The organism is Deltaproteobacteria bacterium, from assembly GCA_026388545.1.
In the GTDB taxonomy this organism is placed as follows: domain Bacteria; phylum Desulfobacterota; class Syntrophia; order Syntrophales; family UBA2185; genus JAPLJS01.
In genome coordinates, this window is record JAPLJS010000013.1 from 1 (window position 1) to 12,232 (window position 12,232).

12 protein-coding genes and 2 rRNA genes are annotated in these 12,232 nt (G+C 40.7%); 11 read left to right on the top strand and 3 right to left on the bottom strand.

Annotated features, from left to right (window positions below):
• From NTW12_00800 to NTW12_00850, 11 genes are all read left to right on the top strand, one after another.
• Nucleotides 1-654 (top strand): 23S ribosomal RNA (locus NTW12_00800); the annotation flags it as partial.
• A 77-nt stretch (nucleotides 655-731) separates the two neighbouring features.
• Nucleotides 732-848, top strand: a 5S ribosomal RNA gene (rrf, locus tag NTW12_00805).
• 112 nt (nucleotides 849-960) lie between these two features.
• Nucleotides 961-1,710, top strand: coding sequence for a YebC/PmpR family DNA-binding transcriptional regulator (locus NTW12_00810; GenBank protein MCX5844893.1), 750 nt, complete (start codon nucleotides 961-963; stop codon nucleotides 1,708-1,710).
• A 101-nt stretch (nucleotides 1,711-1,811) separates the two neighbouring features.
• Nucleotides 1,812-2,291, top strand: coding sequence for a crossover junction endodeoxyribonuclease RuvC (ruvC, locus tag NTW12_00815; protein ID MCX5844894.1), 480 nt, complete (start codon nucleotides 1,812-1,814; stop codon nucleotides 2,289-2,291).
• 1 nt (nucleotide 2,292) lies between these two features.
• On the top strand, nucleotides 2,293-2,901 hold the full coding sequence (gene ruvA, locus NTW12_00820) for a Holliday junction branch migration protein RuvA (GenBank protein MCX5844895.1): 609 nt from the start codon (nucleotides 2,293-2,295) through the stop codon (nucleotides 2,899-2,901).
• A gap of 58 nt (nucleotides 2,902-2,959) precedes the next feature.
• A complete protein-coding gene (gene ruvB, locus NTW12_00825) occupies nucleotides 2,960-3,985 on the top strand; it encodes a Holliday junction branch migration DNA helicase RuvB (GenBank protein MCX5844896.1) in 1,026 nt (341 codons plus the stop codon).
• 138 nt (nucleotides 3,986-4,123) lie between these two features.
• The gene (locus NTW12_00830) at nucleotides 4,124-4,654 is read left to right on the top strand and encodes an epoxyqueuosine reductase QueH (protein ID MCX5844897.1); all 531 of its coding nucleotides are present in this window, start codon (nucleotides 4,124-4,126) and stop codon (nucleotides 4,652-4,654) included.
• 280 nt (nucleotides 4,655-4,934) lie between these two features.
• Nucleotides 4,935-5,882, top strand: a complete 948-nt coding sequence (gene lpxC / locus NTW12_00835; protein ID MCX5844898.1) for a UDP-3-O-acyl-N-acetylglucosamine deacetylase — start codon at nucleotides 4,935-4,937, stop codon at nucleotides 5,880-5,882.
• A gap of 355 nt (nucleotides 5,883-6,237) precedes the next feature.
• A complete protein-coding gene (locus tag NTW12_00840) occupies nucleotides 6,238-6,801 on the top strand; it encodes a DUF4390 domain-containing protein (GenBank protein MCX5844899.1) in 564 nt (187 codons plus the stop codon).
• A 2-nt stretch (nucleotides 6,802-6,803) separates the two neighbouring features.
• Nucleotides 6,804-9,047, top strand: a complete 2,244-nt coding sequence (locus NTW12_00845) for an ATP-binding protein (GenBank protein ID MCX5844900.1) — start codon at nucleotides 6,804-6,806, stop codon at nucleotides 9,045-9,047.
• A 58-nt stretch (nucleotides 9,048-9,105) separates the two neighbouring features.
• On the top strand, nucleotides 9,106-10,470 hold the full coding sequence (locus tag NTW12_00850; protein ID MCX5844901.1) for a sigma-54 dependent transcriptional regulator: 1,365 nt from the start codon (nucleotides 9,106-9,108) through the stop codon (nucleotides 10,468-10,470).
• A 13-nt stretch (nucleotides 10,471-10,483) separates the two neighbouring features.
• On the opposite strand, the gene NTW12_00855 is transcribed toward NTW12_00850, so the two are convergent.
• The 3 genes from NTW12_00855 to NTW12_00865 form a co-directional block, all read right to left on the bottom strand.
• A complete protein-coding gene (locus NTW12_00855; protein MCX5844902.1) occupies nucleotides 10,484-11,461 on the bottom strand; it encodes a lysylphosphatidylglycerol synthase transmembrane domain-containing protein in 978 nt (325 codons plus the stop codon).
• A gap of 49 nt (nucleotides 11,462-11,510) precedes the next feature.
• Nucleotides 11,511-11,912, bottom strand: coding sequence for a DUF3568 domain-containing protein (locus NTW12_00860; GenBank protein ID MCX5844903.1), 402 nt, complete (start codon nucleotides 11,910-11,912; stop codon nucleotides 11,511-11,513).
• Between the two features lie 22 nt (nucleotides 11,913-11,934).
• Nucleotides 11,935-12,232: ATP-dependent protease (locus NTW12_00865; protein ID MCX5844904.1), on the bottom strand; the 298-nt coding region annotated here is incomplete at its 5' end.

Genomic DNA, 12,232 nt, shown 5'->3' on the forward strand with positions numbered 1-12,232 from the left:
GGTCACCTCCCAAACAATAACGGAGGTGCACAAAGGTTCCCTCAGGCTGATTGGAAACCAGCCGAAGAGTGCAAGGGCATAAGGGAGCTTAACTGCGAGAGAGACATCTCAAGCAGATGGGAAACCAGGTCTTAGTGATCCGGTGGTTCTGTATGGAAGGGCCATCGCTCATCGGATAAAAGGTACTCCGGGGATAACAGGCTTATCCTCCCCAAGCGTCCATAGCGACGGGAGGGTTTGGCACCTCGATGTCGGCTCATCACATCCTGGAGCTGTAGCAGGTTCCAAGGGTTCGGCTGTTCGCCGATTAAAGCGGTACGTGAGCTGGGTTTAGAACGTCGTGAGACAGTTCGGTCCCTATCCGCTGTGGGCGCAGGAGATTTGAGGGGAGCTGTCCCTAGTACGAGAGGACCGGGATGGACGAACCGATGGTGTTCCAGTTGTCACGCCAGTGGCATCGCTGGGTAGCTAAGTTCGGAATGGATAACCGCTGAAAGCATCTAAGCGGGAAGCCAACCTCAAGATAAGATATCCCTCCTGATGGAAACATCAGGACTGAAGGCCCCTCGTAGACCACGAGGTTGATAGGTCAGGTGTGTAAGCACAGTAATGTGTTGAGCTAACTGATACTAATCGGCCGTGCGGCTTGACCATAATTATTATGGTTTCATAAATAATGTTTCGATACGGCGTTCATGATATGCAATTGTTTTAATACATAAAGATATTATTTCGGTGGCTATAGCGGAGAGGACACACCCGTTCCCATCCCGAACACGGAAGTTAAGCTCTCTAGCGCCGATGGTACTGCATGGGTGACTGTGTGGGAGAGTAGGGAGCCGCCGGGATAAAATAATTGAAACCCCTTCAGAGATGAAGGGGTTTTTTATTTTACAATGCATGTTTCCTTATGCTATGTAAGGTCAGCAAGAAAAAAATTGTGATGGGAGATATGACACCGTGTCTGGTCATTCCAAATGGAATACGATAAAAAGAAAAAAGGGCGCCGTAGACGCTAAAAGAGGAAAAATATTTACTAAGCTGATAAAGGAAATAACATTGGCAGCAAGGCTTGGTGGTCATGATCAAGAAGGGAACGCACGGCTCAGGCAGGCAATTATGGCGGCAAAAGAAGAAAATATGCCGAAAGACAATATAGACAGGGCAATAAAAAAGGGAACCGGGGGAGCTGAAGGCGCTGCTGTCTTTGAAGAAGTTATATACGAGGGGTATGGCCCTGGTGGTGTTGCTGTTCTGGTCGAAGTGATGACGGACAATAAAAACAGGACTGTTGCGGAGGTACGGCATATTTTTTCAAAGCACGGGGGAAACCTGGGTGAGAATGGTTGTGTGTCATGGATTTTTGAAAAGAAGGGAAGCATTTTAATTGACAAAAAATTAGTGAATGAAGATACCCTTATGGAAGTGGTTATCGAGGCAGGTGCCGAAGATGTCAGAGAAGAAGAAAATGAATATGAGGTCATTACAGATCCTGTGTTTTTTGATGATGTAAAAAAGGCAATTGACCATAAAGGGATTAAGTATATAAAAGCGCGTATAACCATGATTCCGCAAAGTACAGTGAGACTAGAGGCGGAGAAGGCCGTTCAGATGCTTAAACTTATGGAAAAGATGGAGGATAACGATGACGTGCAGAATGCTTATGCCAATTTTGACATACCGGACGACATCATGGAAATATTCAGTTAGAAACAGGAGCACATCGTGCGAAGCTCTATCCGGCTGTTGATTCGACGCTAAGAATCCCTTTCGCAAAATATTTAAAGTCTACAATTCAGTTGGTCTAAACTTTGAGAGTATTAGGAATCGATCCAGGTAATCACATAACCGGATACGGTATTGTTGAAAAACAGAAAAGCGGTCTTCTCCATGTTCTGCATGGTGAAATTAAAATAGCGAAAGGAACAGCTCTTTCATCGCGACTTGTAATGATATACGATGGCATATTAGAGGTTATTCATCAATCATTGCCGGACGTCATTGCCATAGAAGATATCTTCTATGGCAAAAATATTAAGAGTCTCATTCGGCAATGTGAGGCGAGGGGCGTAATTATCCTTGCCGGTTCTCACAGACGCATGCCAATTTATGAATATACTCCGCTCGAAATAAAGAAAGCCGTTGTGGGATATGGCAGGGCGGAGAAGAATCAGATTCAGAACATGGTAAAAGCCATTTTACATTTATTAGAAGATCCTCCGGTTGATGCTGCCGATGCCTTAGCTGTCGCAATCTGTCATAGCAATTTTTTAAAAGCGTTATCAATTTAAGATGATTGCCCTTATAAACGGACTCTTAATTAATAAATCCATAAGTCATGTTATCGTGGAGGCTAACGGTATAGGATACCGCATTTTTGTCCCTCTTACGACCTTTTATGAACTCCCTTCTATGGACCAGTCTGTGACTCTCCATATACACACCCATGTCAGACCGGATGCTATTAGTCTTTTCGGGTTTGGTACTGAAGAAGAGAAGAATGTGTTTGAGCTGATGCTTTCCGTTTCTGGTATAGGACCCAGGCTTGCAATAAATATACTTTCAGGTATTTCTGCAGAAGAGTTAATAAGAGCAGTGTCTCATGGAAACCTGAATCGGCTGGTATCCATACCGGGTGTTGGTAAAAAAATGGCGGAAAGAATGATTCTCGAGCTTAAAGATAAGATGGTGAAACTAAGTACATATGAGGCGATCTATAAGGCTGATGGTGATATAGAAGTATTTGATTCGATAATAGATGACGCACTGTCGGCGCTTGTTAATCTTGGTTATAAAAATCAAAAGGCCAGGGACGTCCTGGATAAAATCATCAAAGAATCTTCTGGGTCGCTTACTTTAGATGTTCTATTAAAAAAAGCCCTGAAGATTTTGGCCGGTTGAGTTTAAGTCATTTCATCAATGGAGATTTCATAGATTTTGCAGAACCGGATATCTTGATATGGAGACGAAGGATTCCCTCATAAGTCCTGAAATCACAAATGGTGAAAAGGGATATGAAAATTCTTTACGCCCGAAAAGACTAAATGAGTATATCGGACAGGAGAAGATTAAAAATAATCTTTCCATTTTTATTGAGGCCGCAAAACAGAGGAATGATGTTCTTGATCACGTTCTCCTTTATGGTCCTCCGGGTCTCGGAAAAACCACTCTTGCATACATTGTGTCCAGAGAGATGGGGGTTGATATCAAGGTCACCTCAGGACCTGTGATTGAAAGACCGGGGGATCTGGCAGCAATCCTGACCAATCTGCATGAGCATGATGTTCTCTTTATTGACGAGATACACAGACTCTCTCACGTCGTTGAAGAAATATTATATCCCGCCATGGAAGATTACCATATCGATATTCTTATTGGTCAGGGGCCATCTGCGCGTTCAATGAAACTGGAAATACCCAGGTTTACTTTAGTTGGTGCAACAACAAGGGCAGGATTGCTTACATCACCTTTGCGAGACCGGTTTGGCATGAGTTTCAGGCTTGATTTTTATACACCTGAAGAACTTACGGTGATTATAAAAAGATCTGCAAAGATATTTTCCATTGATATTGACAGTGAAGGTGCAGCGGAGATGGCAAAGCGCTCACGGGGAACGCCACGTATAGCCAATCGCCTGCTGAGAAGGGTTAGGGATTTTGCCCAGGTGAAGGGAGATGGATTCATTGATAAAAGGATTTCCATTACTGCCCTGGATATGTTTGAAGTGGATCATAAAGGTTTCGATCACATGGACAGAAAGATGTTGCTGACACTGATCGATAAGTTTAATGGCGGTCCTGTAGGCATTGATAGTCTTTCATCTGCTATTGGTGAAGAAAGAACCACGATTGAGGATATCTATGAACCTTACCTTGTACAGGAAGGGTATATTCAAAGGACAGCAAGGGGAAGGGTGGCCACGAAGATGGCCTACGAGCATTTCGGCCGCAAGTGGATGGAAGATGGGCAGAAGGGACTCTTTTGAAGAAATTCGAAGCACGAAATTCTAATTTCTAAACAATTTCGAATATTCACATCAAAATGGTCATAATGTTTTAAATTTTGGTAATTCGTATTTTGAATATTTTTAGGATTTAGAAATTCTGATTTCGAATTTAATGTCATGAAGCTTTTAATGCATATCTGTTGTGCTCCATGCACTGTATACCCATTAAAGGTATTGAGGTTTGATGGGCATGATATATATGGAGTGTTTTATAATCCCAATATTCATCCCTATCGAGAGTACAAAAAACGTCTTGATTGCCTGCAAGCATATGCCGACCAGTGTGGATTAAGCGTTGCCTACCCGAAAGAATATAATATGGAAGAGTTTCTGAGGAATGTTGCCTTTAGGGAAAAAGACAGGTGCCGTCATTGTTATTATGATCGTTTACAGTACTCAGCTCGTAGTGCTAAGGAGCGCGGATTCGAGGGCTTTACAACGACTCTACTCTACAGTAAGTTTCAAGACCATGAAATGATTAAAGACATTGGTAATAGTTTGGCGAGCGATCATAAAATCAGATTCTTTTATCGGGACTTTAGGATAGGTTGGACGGACGGTATAAAAGATTCCAAAGAAATGGGGCTGTATAGGCAACCCTATTGTGGTTGTATATACAGTGAGAAGGAGAGATTTTATCCTAAATGAAACTTTTTGCCCACGAGGTAGAGCTTGCCGTATGCGCTTCAGGTCATAATAAATGTTGAATTAATGATGTAAAATAATGTTTATATTTATGTACTGTGTCTTTTCTAACACACAGTGGTTGATAGAAGTTCGTACTTGTCATAGCCGGCATGATAATAAATAGTACGTATATTTAATATGTTTGATATATTATGTAATACAATTACGTTGCCCAGCATATATGGTACATTAATTGCTGTTACAAACAAGAACTACCACATTACTTTGCAAGAGCAGGAACGTGTACCTACAGAGAACGATTAAACAAGAAATAACCTGTCAGAATATCGGTCTGCACTCGGGGAGAAAAGTCAGCATGACGATAAAGCCTTCCGAAGTTGATGAAGGTGTTATCTTTATTCGTAAAGATTTGCCGGGTGATATCAGGATAAAGGCTGACTTCGAAAATGTACGTGACACAATATTGGCCACTACTATCGGTCTTAATGGGGCAACTGTTTCAACAGTTGAACATTTACTCTCTGCATTGTGTGGTATGGGTGTTGATAATGCTATTGTAGAGGTGGATGCTCCTGAAATTCCAATCATGGATGGCAGTGCACTTCCTTTCGTCAATCTCTTAAAAGATGTTGGCACAAGAATACAAGGTAAATGTAAGAAATTATTGGTTATAATAAAGTCTGTAGCTGTCTCTGAAGGAGATGGTACGGCGATGCTGTTGCCGTCGCCGGAGTTTAAGATTACGTACAAGATTGACTTTGAACATCCACTTATCGGTAAGCAATCTTATCATATGACTTTTTCAGATGTTGTTTACGAAAAGGATATCTGCGCAGCCCGGACTTTCGGTTTCTTAAAGGATGTTGAATATCTTCAGGCAAAAGGTTTAGCATTGGGGGGGTCTCTCAGAAACGCTGTGGTATTGGATGACCAAAAGGTTATTAATAAAGAAGGTTTGAGATGCCGCGATGAATTTGTGAAACATAAAATACTCGATGCCATTGGCGATCTTTCACTTTTAGGTATGCCAATTATCGGACATTTTGTCGCTCATAAATCAGGACACAAATTGAATAATATGCTCCTTAAAGAACTCATGGCTCATGAAGAATGCTGGAAGATAGTAAGTCATGTTAACCGCAATAGCAGCGAAGATGAATTAATGTCTTTGAATATTCCATCTTTCAGTGTCCTCGATACTGTCAACAATCAAATACCCTTAGTATGAGGCGTATTTCCGTACTATCCATCTACTAATCCATCCATAAATTACTCTTGCTTTTTGACGCACAGTTTCTTAGTATACCATGTAAACAATAAAAACAGTAAATAAATCTATAGCTTGAAAATATGGTAATGAGGAAACAAAGAGGATATGTCTTTATTACCAAGTGTGCTTTGAATCCGCCGCGAGTGCAATTGCCAAAAATTGCTTCTGGATTACCGAGCAAAGACGATTCATAATTTCCACAATGATCGAAGATTTCCCGTGGCAGGCTGCGGGAAGCTTTAATTAATAGAGAAATTTAGTTAAAATATTTTCATGAGCGTAAGATGACTCGAAAATAACTCAGGGTACCTACATGCGCAAACCAATTTTCCTTTTAGTTGCATTCTTGGCCTGTTATTTTTTTCTTGTTTTTCCCCTTAGCTCTTATGGCAGGGATGCGAGGATAGCAGATATTGTCGTTACTAACAGTAGTGATAAGGTAATAGTTTATGCGAAGGTAGCAAACTGTTTTACAAAAAGGATGGAGTCGGCCATTTTGGCTGGTGTTCCTACTACGTTTACTTTTTTACTTGATCTGTATCAGGAAAGGGAAAACTGGCTCGATAAAAAAATATCCAGTGTCGTTGTCAAACAAACAATTAAGTATGATAATGTAAAGAAAGTGTATTACATATCATTAATGGAAGGCGAGAAACATTCAGAATTTCATGAGTTTGATGGAGCCAAGAAGGCCATGTCGGAATTGAATGGGATTCCTGTGGCGTCAACGAAAGATTTGCATAAAGACAAACCATATTATGTTAAGATTAAGGCAAAGCTGGATAAGATAAGGCTTCCTATGAATATGGAATATGTTTTATTTTTCGTGTCGCTATGGGATTTTGAGACTGACTGGTATCGGCAGAGTGTCTATTAGTCATGATGAAGGATAGGGCAAATATCGATAGTCAGGAATTAAGAAGGCGTAAGAGAGAACGTATAATTATATTTGTTACTATCTTTGTGATTGCTATGGTGAGTTTGCTCGGAATGCACCTCTTTCGCAAAGACGCCATACTTTCCATCTCGAACAATGTACTCATCTTCGGTCTCATAACAAGTATTAATGTTATTCTGATCCTCGTCATTCTGATCCTGCTTCTCGTTTTTTTAATAGTCAGAAATGTCGTTAAGCTGATTTTTGAAAGACGACGCGGGATTCTTGGATCGAAACTTCGAACAAAACTCGTGGCAGCCTTTGTTGGTTTATCATTGATTCCTACGGTGATTCTGTTCATTGTTGCCATAAGCATTTTTTCAAACAGTATGGAGTACTGGTTTAACATCAAAATCGGGGAAGCATTAAATAAGACCGTTGAAGTTGCCCAAGTCTATTATCAACAGACGGCCGATCACGCAAAATATTATGCCAAGCAGATCAGTTCCGACATTACAAAAAATCGCCTATACGATCAAGAAAGAGTCGATTATTTAAAAACATTGGTTGAACAGCGTCAGAAAAATTATCAACTGGGGTTAGTTCAGGTCTATTTTAATAATCAAAACGAAAACCTTTTTGTTAAAGATCCCGATAATCCAAACATCGAGACTAAGCCGCTGAGCCCCAAAATGCTGGAAGATGTTTTTACTGGTCAGGAAGTATCAGTGGTACAATCATCAGAAATGGGCGATTTAATACGTGGGGTAGCTCCTATCTATTCCAATATCAGTCCGGGGGAGGTTATCGGTGTTATTGCAGTCAACTATTTTATTCCTAAAGAACTCGTAAATAAAATGGGAATAATTTCTAAGACATCGGAACAATACGGGCAGATTGCCCTGTTAAAAAATCCTATTAAGTTTAGTTACATTATTACACTGTTTATTGTGACGTTTTTAGTCATTTTTTCGGCTACCTGGTTCGGACTATTTTTAGCCAAGGGAATAACGGTTCCCATCCAGGATCTTGCTGAAGCAACAAACAAAATAGCACGGGGAGAGCTGGACCATCAGATCAATATCGTGGCCGATGATGAAATAGGAATTCTCGTCGATTCTTTCAATAAGATGACGAAAGATCTGAAAAAGAGCAAAGAAGGTCTTGAACAGGCAAACATAGATCTGGAGCAACGAAGAAAATATATGGAAACGGTCCTTGGCAACGTATCTGCCGGTGTTGTTTCCGTCGATAACAATGACGTCATTACGATTATCAACAAAGCTGCGGAAATGATGTTCGATATAAAGACCGAAAAAGTTCTGAACAGGCGGTATCAAGATGTTTTAATTCCAGAACATATGGCTATGGTAGATGAATTACTCAAGGAAATGAAAGAAAGTGGAAAGAATTTTATAGAAAAACAAATTGAGTTGATGCTGAAAGGCAGGGTATTAACAGTTTTGATGACGACAACGCTGATAAACGATGACGACGGGAATTTTATGGGCATCGTCGTTGTTTTTGAGGATCTTACACAGATACGTAAAGCGGAAAGGACGGCGGCGTGGCGTGAGGTTGCCAGGAGAATGGCTCATGAAATAAAAAATCCTTTGACACCGGTTCAACTCTCTGCACAGCGGTTGCAGAAAAAATATGGTGAAAAGTTTGGTGACAATGACACGGTATTTCACGAATGTACCAGGACAATAATAGATCAGGTCGAGGTATTAAAAAACCTTGTCGATGCCTTTTCCCGTTATGCCAGATTGCCGGTTACCAAACCCGTACGGAATGATCTGAATGAAGTCATAAATGATTCTATCATGCTTTTTCAAGATGCACATAAGGAAATATTTTTTGATTTTCAAAAGGAATACGATATACCAAAACTGAATCTCGATTCTGAGCAGATAAAGCGCGTTATGGTAAATCTTCTGGATAACGCTGTTGCGGCCATAAATAAAGAAGATGGGCATATTGTGATCAGGACTTCCTATGATAAGATCCATAAAAAGGCCAGGGTCGAGGTTGCCGACAATGGTTGTGGTGTACCTTACAGTTATAAGGCGAAGATGTTTGAACCTTACTTTTCCACAAAAAGAAGCGGTACAGGGCTTGGTCTTGCAATCGTAAGCTCGATTATATCGGATCATCATGGTCATGTCAGTGTCAGAGATAATAGCCCTGCCGGAACTATTGTAGCTTTTGAATTAACGGTTTCAGAGGGTACTGATTCGGGTTAAAAATAACGAAATAACTTTTGACCGATCTAACGTAAATTAACAGGTCTTTAATAAATATATGCAGAAAACTATTCTAATTGTCGATGATGAAAAGAGTATATGTAAGTCTTTAGGATCCATTCTTATTGATGAGGGATATGAAATCCTTTCAGCGGGTAGCGGTGAGGAAGCCATGAAGGTCATCGAGGAAGACCCCCCTCAGCTTGTTATCCTCGATATATGGCTTCCCGGAATTGACGGAATTGAAACCCTGAAGATGATTAAATCGCGATACCCTCAGATACGAGTAATAATGATATCGGGTCATGGGACAATTGAAACAGCCGTCAAAGCTACGAAACTGGGGGCTTTTGATTTTTTTGAGAAACCCCTGTCCATGGAAAAGGTGATTCTCATTGTTAATCACGTTTTTGAGTTGATTCATTTAGAAGAGGAAAATCAATTATTAAAACAAAAAATAAGCCAGGATTATGAGCTTACGGGTAACAGTACGCCGATTCTCGAATTAAAAGAAATGATCAGTATTGTTTCACCGACGAATGCATGGATTTTAATCATGGGGGAAAATGGGACGGGTAAAGAACTCGTTGCCCGATCAATACACAGACAGAGTAAGAAGGCCTATAAGCCGTTTGTTGAAGTTAATTGCGCGGCTATACCTGAAGACTTGATAGAAAGTGAACTCTTCGGCCATGAAAAGGGCGCCTTTACCGGTGCAACTGAGAAAAAAAGGGGAAAGTTTGATCTGGCTCATGAGGGGACCCTCTTTCTCGATGAAGTTGCCGACATGAGCCTGAAGGCCCAGGCAAAGATTCTCAGAATTCTCCAGGAAAAAAAGTTTGAAAGAGTAGGGGGAAACACCCTCATTCCCACAGATGTAAGGGTACTTGCAGCTACCAATAAGGACCTTGAACAAGAAATGGAAGAAGGAAGATTTAGACAGGATCTATACTACAGGCTAAATGTTATCCCTCTAAGAGTTCCCGCCTTAAGAGAAAGGAAAGAGGACATTCCTGTATTGGTAAATTGGTTTTTAAAAGAAGTTACTCTGAAAGAACATGAGGAGGAAAAGACAATAACAGATGATGCTTTGGCCAAGTTAATGGAACATGACTGGCCCGGCAATGTAAGGGAATTGAAGAACTTTATAGAACGACTTGTCATCATGGTTCCCCACAACGTGATTTCGGCAAAAGATATTCCTTTGTTAACGGAAAACAATAAAAAGACGGATGGAACTGTTCCCTTGTCAGCAGCAGACTCTTTCAGGACAGCAAAGATGGATTTTGAAAAAAAATACATCATAAAAAAACTGCAGGAGTTTGATGGAAATATCTCAAAGACGGCTGAGGCCATTGGTATAGAACGGAGCAATCTTCACAGGAAAATTAAAAGATATGGTCTCGACGATTTTTCAAAATAGTGACAGCGCCCATTTATTTTTTATTTTCTTGCTGGTTTAGATCCGAGAGGGAAAATTTATTAAAGGGCAAAAAGATTAGTCCCAGGATGATTACAATCCCAACGAATATAAAGTGAAAAATTACTGAGAAGGTAAAAGCGTCTGTCTTAGGAATACCAAATAGAGAAAGCCCCAGTATACAAGAGAAGTGCCAGTTCCCGATAAAACCCGGCGCTGTGGGTATCGCAATCCCTATCATAAGAACAATCATCACGACAAAGGCAGCAGCCAACGGCAGGATAAATCCGAAGGCTAAAAACATGAAATAGATTGCAACTACGTCAATCAACCATATCAGGACGGAGAGAATCGTGACATAGAGGAGGAGTTTAATATCAGTTATGATTTTGAATCCGTCGATAAATTGGTGGAACAAATGGTTCAGTTTCAATGTATATTTTTCAGGGAGTTTCCGGAAGAGTGAATTTAAAGCTCTAAGAGATACTTCTCGCTTTATTATCATGAAGATCATGATTGCAAATATGATAAGAGTAATCAGGAAAAAACCGACACCGGATTTGATCAGCCATGGCGGCAGTGGTGTATAAAATAGCGCGAAAGCGAAAATGAAGAGCACTGTGAGGCAATCAAAGACGCGCTCCACTAAAATAGTACCAACGGCAGCGGTCATCCCGATTTTACTCTTGTTTGCAATAAGGTAAGGACGGGCCAACTCACCAACCCTCGCGGGAAAGGCAATAATGGCTAAAAATCCTACGCTCGTCACGGAGAAAAGAGAAAGCTGATCAATCTTTTCCATGGGACTGAGTATGACCCCCCAGCGCAGGGATCTTAACGCTTGCATCAGAAGGAGGAGTATCAAAACAAGGAGCACATATCCATACCGGACATTCTTGAGTCCATCTGCAACATCTTGAAAATGAATTCCCCTGATAGATAGGTAAACAAGAACAGCGCCGAGAATAATTCCTACCGTCAGTTTCTTTTTCATTACAAATCCCTGTCAAAGAACAAAGATGGTATAGATTGTTTATCTATCCTCATTTCTTTGCGATGTTGTCATTTACTTTATCATGCAGGAGCTGGGACGAAAGCTTGTCACCCATAATGCCGACTCGTATAGCAACAGTAGTGACGTTTTTTGCCTTATATTGAACGATAAAAACAACTTTCTCGTTGTCGATGATTGCAGAAATCTTCCCTGTACCGATTTCCTTTTCCGGTTCAACATCTAAACCGTGCATATCCGCTATCGTTTTTTCACAAGCGGACCATACCTTATCAAAAGAATGGTAGTAATCTGTTTTTAGCTCACCATTAATATAGAAGTAAGTTCCAGAACCTGTGCCGACAGCAGCGCCGCCAACCACCAGGGGTAAGCACCCCGAAATGAGAAAAATACCGATAAACAATATCAACAACCAATTTTTTCGTTTAACCATGTCCTCTCCTTTCTTTGTAAAATTATGTATTTTCTGGTTTAATTTCGTCGCTATGATCTTCTTCTCCTGCCGATTTTATACTTTTGGCGAGGGTTTTCAGTTTCTCATTCACTCGACGGTTAACTGTATCAGCCGGAGAATTGCCGCTTTCATCCACCTTCCCCGCTTCAATTCCTGTCAGAATGGTAATGCCTTCATCAATGGTACTCACGGGATAGATATGAAAATTGTTTTCGGCTACAGACGTTACTACATCCTTTCTTAGCATTAGATCTTTAACATTCAAGGCTGGGATAATAACCCCTTGAGTTCCGGTTAAT